Annotated in this window: 12 protein-coding genes; 6 read left to right on the top strand and 6 right to left on the bottom strand. The window is 40.9% G+C overall.

Translation table 11 applies throughout. The features are described from left to right. Positions 1–177 precede the first annotated feature (177 nt). Positions 178–2,304, top strand: coding sequence for a PKD domain-containing protein (locus IPP86_15330; GenBank protein ID MBL0139875.1), 2,127 nt, complete (start codon positions 178–180; stop codon positions 2,302–2,304). A gap of 95 nt (positions 2,305–2,399) precedes the next feature. On the opposite strand, the gene IPP86_15325 is transcribed toward IPP86_15330, so the two are convergent. Further along, positions 2,400–4,109 (bottom strand): DUF349 domain-containing protein, encoded by a 1,710-nt coding sequence (locus IPP86_15325; GenBank protein MBL0139874.1) that lies wholly within the window; start codon positions 4,107–4,109, stop codon positions 2,400–2,402. A gap of 528 nt (positions 4,110–4,637) precedes the next feature. On the opposite strand from IPP86_15325, the gene IPP86_15320 reads away from it, so the two are divergent. From IPP86_15320 to IPP86_15305, 4 genes are all read left to right on the top strand, one after another. Then, the gene (locus tag IPP86_15320) at positions 4,638–4,901 is read left to right on the top strand and encodes a type B 50S ribosomal protein L31 (GenBank protein MBL0139873.1); all 264 of its coding nucleotides are present in this window, start codon (positions 4,638–4,640) and stop codon (positions 4,899–4,901) included. 103 nt (positions 4,902–5,004) lie between these two features. Beyond that, entirely contained in the window at positions 5,005–6,195 is a 1,191-nt protein-coding gene (locus IPP86_15315; protein ID MBL0139872.1) for a GlmU family protein, read from the top strand. A gap of 11 nt (positions 6,196–6,206) precedes the next feature. After that, on the top strand, positions 6,207–6,776 hold the full coding sequence (locus tag IPP86_15310) for a hypothetical protein (GenBank protein MBL0139871.1): 570 nt from the start codon (positions 6,207–6,209) through the stop codon (positions 6,774–6,776). A gap of 41 nt (positions 6,777–6,817) precedes the next feature. Further along, positions 6,818–8,383 (top strand): methylmalonyl-CoA mutase, encoded by a 1,566-nt coding sequence (locus IPP86_15305; GenBank protein ID MBL0139870.1) that lies wholly within the window; start codon positions 6,818–6,820, stop codon positions 8,381–8,383. A gap of 123 nt (positions 8,384–8,506) precedes the next feature. On the opposite strand, the gene IPP86_15300 is transcribed toward IPP86_15305, so the two are convergent. The 3 genes from IPP86_15300 to IPP86_15290 all read right to left on the bottom strand — a co-directional run bounded on the left by IPP86_15300 (position 8,507) and on the right by IPP86_15290 (position 11,834). Beyond that, on the bottom strand, positions 8,507–8,806 hold the full coding sequence (locus IPP86_15300; GenBank protein ID MBL0139869.1) for a septum formation initiator family protein: 300 nt from the start codon (positions 8,804–8,806) through the stop codon (positions 8,507–8,509). A 163-nt stretch (positions 8,807–8,969) separates the two neighbouring features. Then, positions 8,970–10,655: an L-glutamate gamma-semialdehyde dehydrogenase gene (gene pruA / locus IPP86_15295; protein MBL0139868.1), complete on the bottom strand. Its 1,686-nt coding sequence runs from the start codon at positions 10,653–10,655 to the stop codon at positions 8,970–8,972. Positions 10,656–10,745: 90 nt separating this feature from the next. After that, positions 10,746–11,834 (bottom strand): acyltransferase, encoded by a 1,089-nt coding sequence (locus tag IPP86_15290; protein MBL0139867.1) that lies wholly within the window; start codon positions 11,832–11,834, stop codon positions 10,746–10,748. Between the two features lie 216 nt (positions 11,835–12,050). Between IPP86_15290 and IPP86_15285 the strand changes: the two genes are divergently transcribed. Beyond that, the gene (locus IPP86_15285; protein ID MBL0139866.1) at positions 12,051–12,779 is read left to right on the top strand and encodes a response regulator transcription factor; all 729 of its coding nucleotides are present in this window, start codon (positions 12,051–12,053) and stop codon (positions 12,777–12,779) included. Between the two features lie 357 nt (positions 12,780–13,136). Here the strand turns inward: IPP86_15285 and IPP86_15280 are convergent, their stop codons facing one another. Both IPP86_15280 and IPP86_15275 read right to left on the bottom strand, forming a co-directional pair. After that, the gene (locus tag IPP86_15280) at positions 13,137–13,637 is read right to left on the bottom strand and encodes a response regulator (GenBank protein MBL0139865.1); all 501 of its coding nucleotides are present in this window, start codon (positions 13,635–13,637) and stop codon (positions 13,137–13,139) included. Between the two features lie 75 nt (positions 13,638–13,712). Next, a complete protein-coding gene (locus IPP86_15275) occupies positions 13,713–16,889 on the bottom strand; it encodes a UvrD-helicase domain-containing protein (protein ID MBL0139864.1) in 3,177 nt (1,058 codons plus the stop codon). Between the last annotated feature and the right edge of the window lie 212 nt (positions 16,890–17,101).

Genomic DNA, 17,101 nt, shown 5'->3' with positions numbered 1-17,101 from the left:
TGAATTCAATTAATTTAGGTAAGAAAAGTAATGCTAAATTCATATTAATTGCTTAAAAAATGACCAAAATTACAATTATATGACCGTTTATATACGTAAGAAATCCTGTATTTGGTGTTTCAGAGAATTAACCTTGACCATACTTTTGGTATCAAATAATCATTAAAACCAATTTCTATGAAAACAATTCAACCTCCCACAACAGCGAGCAGACCAAGGGTTCTTTACTTTGGGCTTTTGTTACTGCTGTTGACTCTTGCTGGTAATCTCAGTAAGGTTAATGCGCAATGCAGAACAACATTTTTTGGATTTCCTGATTCAAGCGGGTACTCTATTCAGTTTTTTGATTCAAGTTCCGGCGGAACTGCGGTGAGCTGGGCCTGGGATTTTGGTGATGGTGGAACTTCGAATTTGCAAGCGCCATCGCATTCCTATACTGCCACAGGCTACTATCTGGTTTGTCTTACAGTAACATTTAATCCTGCTTGCACGGCAACATATTGTGATTCTGTTTATGCCGGACCGCCGGTTGTTCCATGTTCAGCCAATTTTACTTATTCAGTTAGTGGTGGAACGGTTAATTTCACGGATCTGAGTAATGGCGGGAGCGCAGCAATTGCTTCATGGGCCTGGGATTTTGGTGATGGTGGGTCTTCAACTTCACAGAACCCTTCACATACCTATTCAAATACGGGCACTTATTACGTGTGTCTGAACATTACTACTACCGGAGGAATGTGTTCTAATACCACTTGTACCTATGTTCAGGTACAAACCGGACAGTTCTGTATTGCAGGATTTGGTTTCAATAACATACCAGGGCAGTTGAATGCAGTTTTTTCTGATTCTTCTTATACAAGTTCCGGAAACATCACTTCCTGGTTCTGGGATTTTGGAGACAGTACAACATCCACTTTGCAGAACCCGAATCATACATTCCCGGGAGTTGGAATTTACCAGGTTTGTCTGACCATTACCAGTTCAACAGGATGTACTGACACATATTGTTACAGCGTGGATATCCGCAGTCCTTTCTGTTCTGCAGATTTCTATGCAAGTACCGGAAATCCATTGCAGATGATTTTTGTGGATAATTCATCTTCTTCAAACACCATTACCGCCTGGGCATGGGATTTTGGAGACGGAGGAACATCCAACCTTCAAAATCCGACACATACCTACGCGAATGTGGGTGTGTATGCAATTTGTCTGACTATTTCAACTTCTTCCGGTTGTAATGCTACTTATTGCGATTCTGTTTATGTTGGTAATACTACCAGTTGCCAGGCATCCTTTACCGCTCAGATTGTAGGAGCAGATGTTTACTTCCAGGACAACAGTATTCCGTATAACCATATCGGATCATGGGATTTCGGTGATGGAAATACTACAACCAGTTATCCTGGCCAGTCAGTTATGCATCAGTATACGGTTCCAGGTATGTATTTAGTATGTCTTTCCATCACAGATTCTATGTGTACCAGTTCAGTTTGTGATACAGTGGTTGTTACTCAGGCGGGTTGTTCAGCACAATTTACCAGCATCACTGATTCAATTAATTTCCAGACCGTATACTTCTTTGATCAATCTCCGGGAAATGTAAACGCATGGTTCTGGGATTTCGGTGATGGCGGTACTTCTAATGTTCAATATCCTGTTTATACTTATGCTGCTCCCGGAACTTACCGTGTATGTCTGACCATTGTTGATTCTGTTAACCAATGTACCAGTACCTATTGCAACAATGTGACTGCTCTTTCACCATGTGCCCCTTCATTCGGTGCATATCCGGATTCGTTGAATCAGACTGGTGTGAATATGAATTTCTGGGTGCAATCCAATTGTGGCAACCCTTCCGCGATCTTCTGGGATTTTGGTGATGGTACGTATGATTCAACGGGTGCGTTAAACCCGATCCATCAATATGCAGATACAGGAACATACAATGTATGTGCCTGCATAGTAATCGGCATCGATACATTCTGTAATTGCGAACCGGTTTATGCGTATCGTTTGAGCAATGGAATCGGAGAACTCAATTCACCAGTCAGAAGTATGACAGCTTCTCCAAATCCGTTCCAGGAAAATACCCAGGTTAAATTTGATATTTCTCAACAGGCTGAAGTGGATCTAAGTGTTGTTGATCTTCTTGGAAATATTGTTGAGAAAGTTTACAAGGGCAGTTTGCAAAGCGGTGATCATGCGTACACAGTAGGATCAAGAACACTTTCACCCGGAATCTATTTTGTTCGTCTGGACGTAAATGGTTTTGTCAAAACTCAGAAAATATTTTTCCTCCCATAGTTGTGTTTGTTTTCCAATAAAAAAAATACCCCGGGAAATTTCCCCGGGGTATTTTTTCATTCAACCCGTAAGTATTCATCGGCAAACAAGGAAGTTTATCCCTGGTTAGCGTCTGAAAATAATTTTAATTTTTTCTTGAGCATTTCTATTTCTTCTTTCGCGCGGGTCAGATTTTGTTCTACTTCCTGGAGTAGTCCACCCATATTTTTCGAATTGCGGAAGAAGCCAAGATTGTTTTCGTATTGACTGATGGTTGCCTGGAGTTTGTTGATCTTTTCTTTGATCATACTCTTTTCTTTGCGCAGGAGATTTCCGGCTTCTTCTGACTGAGAAAGCATTTCCACATTGCTTCTGAATTTTTCCAGATGCAAATTGGAGGATTCCAGTTTCATCGCGTCGTATTTTGAATCCAGAGCTTTTTTATAACGGTCCCAGATCCGGTTTTTATCACGGATTGGAACATGTTCGATACTTTTGAATTCAGCGGCGAAGTCACGCAACTGTCGAAGATCCTCATCTGTTTTTCCGGATGGAGTGAAGGCTTCGATACGTTTGATCAGATCCTCTTTTTTGGCAAGATTTTCTGCCTGTTCAGTATCCCTTGAACTGAAATGTTCTCTTTTATTATTGAAGAATTTATCGCAGGCTTCCCTGAACTTTTTCCAGAGTTTATTTTCTTCCCATTGTTCGATATGACCAGCTTCTTTCCAGTCTTTTTGAAGTTGCAGGACTTGTTTTGTCACTTCATCCCAGCTTTCATGTGTACCATTCGCGATCGCTTCAGCTTTTTCGATGATAGCAACTTTTTTGTCTTTATTTGTTTTGTGAGTTTTCTTCAGGTCGCCAAAGAATTCACGTTTCTTTCCATAGAACTTATTGAGAGCGGCGCGAAATTCGTTCCAGACCTGTTCGTTTTCTTTTTTTGGACCATAACCAAGTTTTTTCCATTCTTCAAAAATACCATTGAAGGTATCGGTCATGGTTTGCCATTGTTTTGGAGTATCGAAATTCTCCTCGGCAATTCCCTGGGCTCTGATCAGCAGCGCTTTTTTCGCTTCAATATTGGTGAGTTCTTCTTTTTGGCGTTCCTGGTAGAAGTCTCTGATTTTTTGAAACACCTGGCCAATGAGCTCACGGTATTTATTTCTGAGAGGTTCAATTGTTTCCGGAGAAGTAGGCCCGAGTTCTGACCATTCCATCCGGTAGAGGTTAATCATTCGTTCTATTCCTTTGATGGAATCCATCGGCAGGAGAGACTCAATTTTTGATAGCAGTTGTGTGCGGTGTTCGAAGTTTCTTTTGAAATCAAGTTCGCGCAGATCCTTGCTCAACTTCATGTTGTAATAGAAGTTGTGCACGTGACGATGATAAATGCTCTGCAGATTTTTGTAATCCCGGGTAGGGACATTGCCAATTTCGTTCCAGCGGTTCTGCAGATCCTTGAATGTATTGAAAGCTTTGCCGATATTGGTTTCTTCGGAAATCAGTTTTTCCAGTTCGGCAATCACAGCTTCTTTTTCTTTGTATTTTGAATCCACCTCATCCGCTTTCATTTTTCTGAATTTGGATTGGCGGTCGCTCAAAATATGCATCAACTCACTGAAGCGATTATCAAGTGGGTCTTTTGGCGGTTCGAAATCATCTGCCAGTCCGCCATCCGCGATGAATTGCTGTTGCAGTTCCTGGTGTAAGCGATCGCATTCGCGCAAATAATCATTTTTAATTTCCTCTGCCTTTGAAAAAGTTTCTTCCGAAACTGTTTCTTTGGTGAGTTCTTCCAGCTTGATAATCAATTCTTCCTTCATGGATACAGGATGCATAATAAACACCTCCGGTGAACAGGAGGGTAGGTGAGAGTTTAGGATTTCAATTCAGTAATAGTCTGAGCTAATTTTTACTTCTTCTTTTTCAGATTAGAGGTTGGTCTTCAGGTGAGGCCTGTTCTGGCAAAATACATCAGCACAACCAAACCGATGTGGTTAGGAGAAGTACCAAATAGAATTCGCTTTGAATCCCAAATTTAAGAAATGTTTTTCAGGGGGAGAACCTTTGCAGCCCTTAATAACGTTTCTGATGAGCCGACAAGATAGTTCCATATTTGATGGTTGTCAAGCACTGGAAGCAGGCAGTTGACTCTAAATGGTGATTGTGCCTAAAAACATGGTAGCGGGAGCAATCCGGAGTCCCATTGGAATCGGATCCACATATGGATTGATCGAAATAGAGAAAAAGCTCATATTTTTCTCTTTTTAACAAGTTTTTCCAATTTTTTTCACAGAAGATTTGATTATTTATAGAAAAAGCTTAAATTTGCAGCCTCAATTTTGAAGATAATGAAGAAAGACATTCATCCCCAGAACTATAGAATGGTCGTATTTAAGGATATCTCCTGCGATTATTCCTTTATGACCCGTTCAACCATCGAAACGAAAGATACAGTAAAATGGACCGATGGCAAAGAATATCCACTTGTGAAGCTCGAAATCAGCCATATGTCTCATCCTTTCTATACAGGCAAGATGAAACTTCTGGATACTGCCGGTCGTGTAGATAAGTTCCGTACACGTTACGCTAAGAAGAAAGAAGTAACGAAATAAAGAACCTTGATAAAGATTGAAAAGTCCTCCAAAACCCGGAGGACTTTTTCTTTTTCATACCCTGCTTATTTTTAATTTTGATCGCTCAATCAAGCCAGACGGAATGAACCTTATCTTTTTTGACGACCAGACCAGAGAAAATTTATTACCATTAACCTATACAAGACCGGTTTGCGAACTGCGTGTTGGAATTCTGACTATTCGGGATAAATGGGAAAAGCAATTGAACCTGAAAGGTTCTTTTGTAACCCAAGATTATCTCCGTGAAAAGTTTCCAATGAATCTTGGAGAGGATAATCTCTTTATCAACGGCTCTATACTACCGGATAAAAATTTGGTGGCCGGCATACGCGACCTGAAAACAGGCAGCAGGCTCATGTCGGGGGAAATTATCCTTGCACAAAGGGTTGCTGGAACTGCATTGGAAGGATTTGAAAAGAGCGCTAAGCTTCCCGCAGCTGAGACAATCAATTATCCTGAGAAGGTCAATAAAATTGAATACAGCTGGGATTTGTTTGCACGGAATGAGCAAGCTATTGCTGATGATTTCGCATTTCTTACGGCCGGCCGTAAATCACAACCTATTCCGGTTTCGAACAAGTGCATTCAGCCGGAAAATATTTTCCTGGAAGAAGGCGTTAAAGTGGAATGCGCGATATTGAATGCCTCTACAGGACCGATCTATCTCGCAAAAGATTCTGAAGTGATGGAAGGCGCCATGATTCGGGGGCCATTCTCCCTTGGAGAACACGCGCAGGTGAAAATGGGTGCTAAAATTTATGGTGCCACCACCATCGGACCTGAATGCAGAGTTGGTGGAGAAATTAGTAATTCTGTGATTCTTGGTTATTCCAACAAAGGACATGACGGCTTCCTTGGAAATTCAGTATTGGGTGAGTGGTGCAATCTTGGAGCTGATAGCAATAATTCAAATCTGAAAAATAATTATTCGAAAGTAAAAGTCTGGAGTTACAAAGAAGAGCAATTTATAAATACCGGTTTGCAGTTCTGTGGGCTGATCATGGGAGATCATTCGAAATGCAGTATCAATACCATGTTCAATACCGGAACTGTCGTTGGAGTAAGTGCCAATATTTATGGCAATGGATTTCCGCCAAAATTTGTACCTTCCTTTTCCTGGGGCGGTTCGGAAGGATTTAAAACCTACAGAATAGAAGAAGCCGTAGAAGTAGCGCAACGAGTGTATGAAAGAAGAAAGATGGAATTCAACGCTGCTGAACAAAAAATACTGAAACACTTATTTGATTTCACAACAAAATACCGAGCCTGGTAAATAAACTATCCATGAATCAAACCAAAGATTACACCGACATTCTCCTGTATTTTGTACCGGCTTTCCTGGTACTGATGGCCATGTTTCTTGTTGTAAAAAGATCTCTTGACACTTATTTGCTGACCGTCAGAAAATTTCTTGACAGGGACATGCAAATCCGGTCTATGGATGAAAAGGCTGTTCGCCAGAAAGACGGGACTCCTCTGAAGTTACAGGCTTATGAAAGACTTGTGCTTTTTCTGGAAAGAATCAATCCGAACAGCATTCTCGTTCGTGTTCATCGTGGTGGCATGACGGCAGGACAATTGCAATCGGATCTGGTAGCCACGATACGAGCGGAATTCGAACATAATTTATCTCAACAGATTTATGTTTCAGAACAAAGCTGGGAGGAAGTGAAGAGCGCGAAAGAAGACATGATTCGTATTGTCAATAATGCATTCAACCAGGTGGGGATGAATGGTACGGGTATTCAAATGAGTACACAGATTTTCGAGCAGGTCTTAAAGACCGAAATGCTTCCCACACAAAAGGCGATTGATTTCTTAAAGTCGGAAGCCCGGAAATTGCTGGGTAATTAAGATTGCTGCGCTGAATTTTATTGAGCATTAATTTGAAGACCATGAAAACTGAAGAAGTTGCCGGAAAGAAATTTGTTACTGAAAGCGGAATAGAAATTAAACAGGTTTATTCCAATCATGATACAAAGGCGGAAAAGCCCGGAGAGTTTCCTTTTACCCGCGGAGTTCAGGCCGACATGTATCGCAGTAAGCTTTGGACCATGCGTCAGTACGCCGGATTTTCTACGGCTGAAGAAAGTAATAAACGCTATCATTATTTGTTAGGGCAGGGGACTACAGGTTTGTCTGTCGCCTTTGACTTACCAACGCAAATCGGATACGATTCAGATCATGCCTTGTCGGAAGGTGAAGTTGGTAAAGCCGGTGTTGCCATTGATTCAATTCGTGATCTCGAAATACTGTTTGATAAAATTCGTCTGGAAGGTATTACCACTTCCATGACAATTAATTCTACTGCCTCCATTTTGCTTGCATTTTATATCGCGTTGGCAAAAAAGCAAGGTGCGGATTTGAAAAAAATATCCGGAACGATTCAGAATGATTTGCTGAAAGAATATGCTGCCAGAGGAACTTATATTTATCCTCCGAAGCCATCGATGCGGATCATCACGGATATTTTTGAATACTGCAGTAAAGAGGTTCCCAAGTGGAATACGATTTCGATATCAGGATATCATATTCGGGAAGCCGGATCTACCGCTGTTCAGGAATTGGCCTTTACTTTATCAAATGGTAAAGCCTATGTGAAAGCAGCTCTTGAAAAAGGGCTGGACATCGATGTTTTCGGCAAGCGCTTGTCTTTCTTTTTTAATGCTCATAACAATGTCTTCCAGGAAGTCGCGAAGTTTCGGGCTGCCAGAAGAATGTGGGCTAGTATCATGAAAGAAATGGGCGCGAAAGATCCGCGTGCGATGATGCTGAGGTTTCATACGCAAACCGGTGGCTCCACACTTACCGCGCAGCAACCCATGAACAATATTATCCGGGTAACCTTGCAGGCTTTGTCTGCTGTACTTGGAGGAACACAATCTCTTCATACCAATGGTTATGACGAGGCATTAAGTCTTCCGACTGAAGAAGCTGCCAGAATCGCGTTAAGGACACAGCAAATTATAGCTTTCGAAAGTGGTTCCACAGAAACTGTGGATCCATTGGCCGGATCTTATTTTGTTGAAACCATGACTGATGAGGTAGAGAGGCTTGCCTGGGAGTATATCCGTAAAATTGACGCGATGGGTGGGGCAGTGAACGCTATTGAAGCCGGATATATTCAAAACGAAATCGCGAATGCTTCTTATGAATATCAACAGTCAATAGAAAGTAAGGAGAGAATTATTGTTGGAGTGAATCAGTTTGAAATGCAGGAACCGCCATTTGATAAACACTTTTCAATTGATGACTCAATCCGGGAAGTTCAGATAAAGAAAATCAATCAATTAAAATCTGAAAGAGATTCCTTGAAAGTAAATCAGTGTATTGCCGCTGTTGAAAGTGCCGCAAAAGACGGAACCAATCTGATGCCTGTTATTATTGATGCTGTTGAAAATCTGGCCACCCTCGGAGAAATCTCGGACGCGATGAGGAGGGTGTTTGGGGTTTATGAGTAGGGTTCAGAGTTCCGGGTTCCGGGTTTCGGGTTCCGGGTTGTTTTTGGGAAAAAGTTTTAGGTTTATGTTGAATACGATTTATTCCGTTGATTTCATCTAACACCTAACATCTAACACCTAAGTTCATTTCTTTTTTCGTTTGTCTACGATCACAAAAACATCCTCGTTATCTCTTTTCATGAAATACTTTTCGCGACCGTACTTTTCGAGATTTTCGCGATTGGTTTGAAGATCGAGGAGATAGGCTTTGTTTTTTTCAATTTCTTCTTCAAAGTATTCCTTTTGAGTTTTTAGCTCATTCAGTTTTTGTCGGTAGGAAGAAGTAGTAATAAAATCATTCCGGTCAAAAAAACTAAGCCAGATCAAAAAGCCCAGAAATGTAAGCGTGTATTTATTTCTGAGGTATGGAAAAAGGTCTTCCATGAACCAGCTCTGTTTCTTTTTCATGTTCTAAAAGTATAGGTATTCTAACGCAATAGCACCCGGAAATGTTGTCAGATTATAACAAAACGATGTTAATACGAAATGGAATCGATATAAAAGAAAAAAGCCCCTTTTCGAGGGGCTTTTTATGTTTTTGGGAAGATTAATTGACGTTCATTTTCCCTTTAACACTTTCCTTCTGAGAGGTTCCGTTTTGATTTTCTTCATTCAGGAAAGGATAGCGATAATCTGTAGCGGGAACAAACGTTTCTTTAATAGTACGCGGAGAAACCCAGCGCAGGAGATTGAGCATGGATCCGGCTTTGTCATTGGTTCCTGAAGCCCGTCCGCCACCGAAAGGTTGTTGTCCGACGACGGCGCCGGTGCATTTATCATTGATGTAAAAATTTCCGGCCGCGTTCACCAGTTTTTTTGTGGCTGTGTTGACAGCATAACGATCCTGAGCGAAGATGGAACCTGTTAAAGCATAGACGCCGGTTGTATCTACCAGGTCAAGTGTTTCTTCGAATTTTTCATCTTCATAAACATAAATTGTGAGCACCGGACCGAAGAGCTCTTCGCACATGGTGGTGTATTTCGGATCTTTTGCAAGCAGGACGGTTGGCGCGATAAAATATCCTTTGGATTTATCATAGGTACCACCGGCAATGACTTCTACAGAAGGATCATTTTTGGCTGCATCGATATACTTGGCGAGTTTATCAAAGGACTTCTCATCAATAACAGCATTGATGAAATTACTCATATCTTCTGTCGGACCCATTTTAAATGATTTCAAATCGGCAATCAGACCTTCTTTTACTTTTGGCCAAAGACTTTTGGGAATATAAGCTCTGGAAGCTGCAGAACATTTTTGTCCCTGATATTCAAAAGCTCCTCTTGAAAGTGCTGTCGATAATGCGACAGGATCAGAAGAGGAATGAGCCATGATGAAATCTTTACCACCGGTTTCACCTACAATCCGTGGATAGGATTTATACTTGTGGATATTGTTACCGATTGTTTTCCAGATATCCTGGAATACACCTGTAGAACCTGTAAAATGAATGCCGGCGAAATCAGGATGATTAAAGATCACTTCCCCTGCATCCGGTCCTGAAACATAGACCAGGTTAATAACTCCCGGAGGAACACCGGCTTCGAGGAAAATTTTCATCAGGATACTGGCGGAATAGATCTGGGTGTTTGCCGGTTTCCAGACAACCACATTTCCCATCAGAGCTGCTGATGTAGGAAGATTTCCCGCGATTGCCGTGAAGTTGAACGGAGTCAATGCGAAGACAAAACCCTCGAGTGGTCTTTGTTCCACACGGTTGTATACACCTTTTGATGAAATCGGTTGCTGGGTATAGATCTCCCGCATGTACTGAACATTGAAACGGAGGAAGTCGATCAGTTCGCATGCAGCATCAATTTCAGCCTGGTAAACGCTTTTGCTTTGCCCAATCATAGTTGCAGCATTGATGATAGCCCGGTAGGGACCGGCAAGCAGATCGGCGGCTTTCAAAAAGATTGAGGCACGTTGTTCCCAATCCAGTGCCGCCCAAGCTGAACGAGCCTGTAAAGCTGCATCAATGGCAAGTTTAATATGGGTTTTATCACCCTGATGAAAATGCGCAACAACAGTCTTGTTATCGTGAGGAGGGGTAATGGCAACTTTCTTTTCGCTTCTCACTTCTTTTCCGTTGATGTACATCGGGACATCACGTACTTCACTACGCATTTTGAGGATTGCGGCTTTAAGGGTTTCACGTTCGGGACTTCCGGGAGCGTAATTCAGAACCGGTTCATTTACAGCAGCCGGAACATTATATATTGAATTTGACATAGCTTTTGTGATTTGCAGCAAAGGTACAAAATTCCCTTCCTCATCTTCTGTGAGGGATGTTCCATTTCTAATAAAAATAGCCTTTTTTGATTAATTTTTAAAGATTTTTTGCTCCCATTTTCTGCCAAGGCGTATGGCCGGTAATTCAATTCCAAAATAAAGGAGAATGGAAATGGCTAATACAAGGAAATAAATGAGAACACCTAAAACAGGAAGTGACATAAAATTACTTGTGGAGATCGGGTAACAAAGAAAAAGTAATGTCAGGTGGACAAGGTAAATACTGTAAGAGCTTTTCCCTTGCAGGACAAGTAAGCGGATATTGAGCAACTTTTGAATTCGGGAGGATGAGAGCAACATCAGAAGAAAGAAAGAGCAACCCCAGGCATTTGTATGAATCAGGATCAGATCAAGGAAATTGGAAATTGTTGGATTCAGAAAATGCGATGAGGTACAAAGTAATATGGCTGAAATGAGCACCAATGATTTTGTAAAAATTGTTTTTTGATTTTGCCACCAGGAACGGAAGAAGGGATAGAATTTTACGATACTTATACCGAGTGCAAAGTCAAAGACAAATGGATCAAGTGATAATAGTTGAACTGAAATGTAGATCAAACACAATAGCATTGCAGAATGCTTTGAATGCAACACGAAAAGCGCAGGCAGCAGGAGCGAAACTGCAATTTCTATTGATAAGCTCCAGTCCTGAGGAAGTAATCTCATAACCGGATCATTTGGAATTCGAATAACCAATAATGCCTGCTTCAGAACATCCATAATTCCGGATTCGAATTTCCAATAAAGGTTTAGTGGGGTAGAAGCTGACCCAGCCGGATTGAATGAGAAATAGCCTGATTTTAAAAGCAGAAACATGCCGGATAATACGAAAAGGAAAACCGGATAAATCCTGAAAATCCTTCTCCATACAAATGCCAGATAGGAACTTGATGTGAGATTAAAATTGCGTTGTTGAAGTCGATAAGTGAGTATGAAACCACTATGAATAAAGAAGTAGATTACCGCTGTGGATCCATCCCAAAAAATATGAAACGGGGTAGATGCCAGCCAGGTCGAATTTAACCCGGGGTAAAAAAACAGGATGAAGTGAGAAATAAAAACTACCAGAGCCGCTAGTCCTCTCGAGCTATCAAGGAAATGGAGGCGATCCTGATTCATTCAATTTTTTTTAAAGTTGTATAGGATTAGTATCCGGGATCAAATTAGTGAAAAAGCAATCTGGTTCCTGTATCTGAAGACAGGAATATTCTTCTTCATAGATCTATAGTTAACTAAATAAAATTGAATTAATTGACTAAATGATCTTGGTCATAGACAATTTCGAAAATCGGAATATTACATTGAATTATAAGAAAAAGTTTATATTAGCAGGGTATGATAAAAACTCTGATTGTTGAAGATGACCCGATCAGCGAAGAAATTCTGAAAGATCTTGTTCTGGAATGTAATTCATCTGTTAAGATCTCTGATAGTTGTGGAACCGTCAAGCAGGCGCTTAAAAAGATCAGCAAATTAGATCCCGATCTTGTTTTCCTTGATGTCGAATTGCCAGATGGCAGTGGATTTGATTTGCTTAAGAAGCTTGGAACAATAGAATTTGAAGTTATTTTTATCACATCCCACGACAAATATGCTTTAGAGGCAATCCGTCACAGTGCACTGGATTACCTGGTAAAACCTATTCGCCTTTCTGATTTAAAATCTTCTCTTAAGAAAGTTGAAAAACGTCTTGAGAGAAAGGGTTATAAAAATGAAGACAAGAGGGAAGCGAAACTGCTCAATAAACTTGCAGTCCCAACTTCTGATGGTTTGTCTTTTATACCTATTGAAGAAATAATCCGGATTCAGAGTGACCGGAATTACACGGATTTCCATCTCACCACTAAACGTAAAATTCTGGTCACGAAATCACTGAAAGAATACGAATCCTTGCTCGGTCCTTATGGATTTGTTCGCATTCATCACAGCCACATGATTAATATAAATCACATTGTGAGATATGTTAAAGGTGAGGGTGGTTATGTTGTAATGATTGACGGCAGTACAGTAGACGTTTCCCGTCGCAAAAAGGATGATTTCCTTGAGCAGCTGGCAAAAGCCTGAGGAAAATCCTGCCACCTGTAAACCCATTCCTTCCAGTTATCCATATAATCTGCCAGTTGCAAATTTCATATACTAAAGCGGGAAAAGTCGATGTTACTTTGGTTCACCAATCATCATCGTCATCCAATATAAAACTTTTCTCGTGAACACAACGGACGGAATGTCATAGTTAAATTAACGGGTCGCAGCGTTAATTTAATGAAAAAGGGTAACCTCGATCGCCCGAAGACAGATTGGAATTAACCGGCAAGATGAATTATTCTTGCCGGTTTTTTTATTGCTATAATTTTAAGTTTTCGTGGAATACGAACTCTTAGAAACAGCAGAATGTTTAAAGTGAAATTTTGGGAATATGGATCAGCCCAAAAATTTATTGACAATCATTCCGACTATCAGGGCCAATACTAACAAAGCAAGTAATCGATTGAAAAATTTTTGTGCACCCAGATTTTTTTTGAGGTGCGCATGTCCAAGAATGTTATTGGTCAGAATTTCAAGTCGGTGAAAAGCACTTTCATTTTTCACCACATAGTCATAGGCTCCATATTTCATGGTATTCGCAGCGATCTCGGCTTTTTCCTGACCCGAAAGAAAAATCACGGGAACATCCGGAAACTGTTCTTTTATTTTTTTCAAAACCTGCAGGCCATTCATGGCAGTAGGGTCGGCTGAATCAAGATGATAATCGAGTACAATAAGGTCCGGTGCTTCGAACATGCCTTGTAAGGCCAGTTCACCGGTAGGATAGCTTGAAATGACAGAAGCAGGAAATCTGCCGGAAAAGAAATCTTTCAGCATTTCACTCATTTGGGCGTCGTCGTCGACGAGTGTCAGTTTCAGTTTATTGGAATTAAGCATTTCCGGAAGGATGAGAATTCAAACTTACATGTTTAGGCGGGAATCTGCAAATGCTTCAATGAATCACCTGGCTGATTATGTTACTTCAACTACTTCTTTTTCGGCGATATATACAAGGAACTTACGAATTCCGGGATAAGACATTTGCGACAAGGTGTTACCGTATTCGTTTACCTGATCCGCATGGGATTTTTGTTTTTTACCGGTTTTGAAATCAATAATTTTCGTTTCTGTCTTGTTATAGATTACCCGGTCAGGTCGCAGCAAACGACCATCGGGGAGAATGATTTCCCGTTCATTCATGAATTCCCATGAGGAGTCAAAGAATCCCGCAATTTCTTTCATCTCCAGTAATTCTTCAATTTGCTTTACAAGGATTTCCTTTTCTTTTTCTGAAATGATGCCTTCGTAGATTACTGCTTGCACAGCTTTCTCTACTTCCTCTGGTTTACGAATTCTACTCAGGATGTCATGTACCAGAATACCATAGTTCTTCTTTTTTAATTGCTTGTCTTCAGTGATATCGCTGAGATTTTTAGCTTTGGAGGAAACGGATATTTTTTCCTGCCAGCGGTTGGATGGGTAATGTTTTAATTTTTCTGAAATTACCTTACCGGATTCGGATTCCTTTTTCCGGGTAGTCTTGAGAATAGTTTGGGAATCTTTTGTTTGGTAATGGTTTGTTTCACCCTGCTCAAGGTCAAGAACAGGGATGAGTTGTTTAATCAAACGTGAGACGCTGTTCATTTCTCCTTCGCCGGTTTCCGGAAGATAAACAAGCAATTGTTCTTCAGCGCGTGTGAATGCGACATAGAGAAGATTCAAATTATCGATAATGGTTTGATTCAGTTCCTCTTCGTAAGAGTCTTTGAAAACAGTTTCTTTCAAGCGATTGGAAGTGAGTACAGCGACGTGTCCCATTTCAGCGTAAGGTTGGACATCCGATTCAGCCCAAAGGAGTTCATTGCTTTTGGGAGTCAATTTCCATTCACAGAAAGGCATCAATACTACAGGGAATTGCAATCCTTTAGATCCATGAATGGTCATGATGCGAATGGCATTTTCATTTTCAGGAATAATTACGGAGCAATTTTTCACGGAAGGACTTTCATTCCACCACTCAAGGAACCCGTGTAAACTGGTGATGAATTTCGTATTGTATTCAAGAATCAGATCCTGGAAACGCTGGATGTATGCGTCCGGAGATTTATTCAATTCAAAAATCCGGATCAGTTGTTCGGAAAGTTCATAAACCGGAAGTTTACTGAGAAAAAGTACATGATCAATAAAATCCGCGGGAAGAGTTTTATTGAAAAGGTTATCGGTAAAAGCGAGTGTGTCAAACAGACCTGTCGCGCTCTGTTTCTTCTTTGTCCCTGAACTAAAATGATCGGCAAAAATTGTGTGCAGATGAATTCCTGATTTATCCTTTTGTCTTTGGAGGTAATAGAACAGAATTTCGCTTCTCGAAACTGCATCTGTCGGATCGGCAAGGAAACGGAAGATACTGATGATAAAGCGGATTTGAGGAGCTTTCTGAATGAGTAGAGAGTCAGGGGAAATGACATTTTTAATATCGTTATCAAAAAGATAATTGGCCATTTCATTTCCGTCCTGGTTACCACGTACCAGAATAGCAATATCCCTGAATCGATAGCCTGAATCCAGGAGTTCCCGGATTTTATCACGAGTTAGGTCCCGGGCTATTTCTTTCCATTTACGTGTACTTACTTCTTCTGAAAAGGAACTTTCTTCCTCATTATCTATAAATTTGATACTAACGTAACCTCCCGAGTTGTTTTTATACGCGACATGCTGTGCAAGATCTTCGGCATAGGCCATTTTGAGCAATGGATGGGAATCCATACCCAGATTTTTCCCAAGAATGTCGGGAGCTGAAAGAAAGAGCTTATTATTGAACTCAACTATATTTTTTTTACTTCTGAAATTGGTCGCAAGTACTTCCTCTTTAAAAATTGATTTGAACTGTTTGAGGTCTTCGAAAATATTTTTTACAAGCAATTGCATATTTCCACCGCGCCACCGATAAATGGATTGTTTCGCATCGCCTACAACCAAAGCCATGTTTCCGCTTCCCAGTGAATTAATCACCAAGGGCAGGAGGTTTTTCCATTGCAGAACAGATGTATCCTGGAATTCATCGATCAGCAAATGTTTGTAACGGTTACCAATTTTTTCATAGATGAATGGCGCATCCTGTCCGGTGATAACCTCTGAAAGCAGTCGTGTAGTGTCAGCGAGAAGAATTACATTGTTTTCATTCCTGTATTCGCTGAATTTTTTCAAAAGATCGTTGTAGATTCCGAACACATAGATTCTTCGCAAAGCCTCAAATGCACTCAGATATATTTTGTATTCCTGTTCAACAAGAGAAGCAGCTGAATGGAGCAGGGAAAGCAGATGATTTTCAACAACAGAAAGAACCTCATCCCGTCGGGCTGATTTTTTCGTTACCCATTTCTCGGATGATTCCAACGCGTCCAGAGCACGTTGTTTCATTACATAGTCATCCGGACTGTTTTTTGCTTTCAGTTTTTCGAAATAGGAAATAACGCCACTTTTGCCATAAGCGAAATCGGCGATTTCCAGACCCGCATTCCGGATGTGCTGTGCTGCCTGGGTTCCCAGAGCACTCATTTTCGATTCGAAGGATGTTCGAATCAGCACCAGTTCTTTATAAATTTTCCTGATCTCTTCACGTGTAAGGACCTTTGATTCTTCCTGACGATCTCTGAAAAGTTCTTTTGCTACCTGGGCGATATCGTTTTCAATATTCCAGCCTTTCGCTTCATCCATTTTCTGAATCAGCAAATCGCTGAGCCATTCCTTAAGATCCTTGTCGGTACCGACATCTTTTAATAACCGATCCGTAACTTCAGCGATCGCGTCATCGAGGTTGATTTCAACTTCGAGCCGAAGTGGCAGGTGCATTTCTCTTGCAAGTGAACGAAGCAATCGTTGGAAAAAGCTGTCGATGGTACTGACAGCAAATGAGCTGTAATCGTGGAGGATATTTTTCAGGGCCTTATCTGCCTGTGCAGAAAGATTTCTGCCAGGCAATTCATCCTCCATGAGTTCGCGCATGTTACCGCCTTTGCCCTGGCTTAATTCGACAAGGGACGAAATGATTCTTTCTTTCATTTCTCCTGCCGCCTTGTTGGTGAAGGTAATAGCAAGAATATGCCTGAATTCATCAGGATTCTGCAGTACCAAACGAAGGTATTCTTTCACGAGTGTGAAGGTTTTCCCGGAGCCGGCTGAAGATTTATATATTTTTAAAGAATTCAAGGTCGGAAGGGGAACTTTTTGAGTAGGAGAATTGTTGTGTAATCAAAGCAAGAATTTGTACGAATATACAAAGAATGAAAGCGCAGAGAATTTGCCCGCTAATTAATTCTTGAGCATTCGATGAAGAGAATTGATTTTTACTGAATGGGGGATGA

This window comes from Bacteroidota bacterium (genome assembly GCA_016720935.1).
Classification (GTDB): domain Bacteria; phylum Bacteroidota; class Bacteroidia; order AKYH767-A; family 2013-40CM-41-45; genus JADKJP01.
The sequence above is the reverse complement of the archived record's forward strand: the minus strand, read 5'-3'. Positions and strand labels throughout refer to the sequence as shown.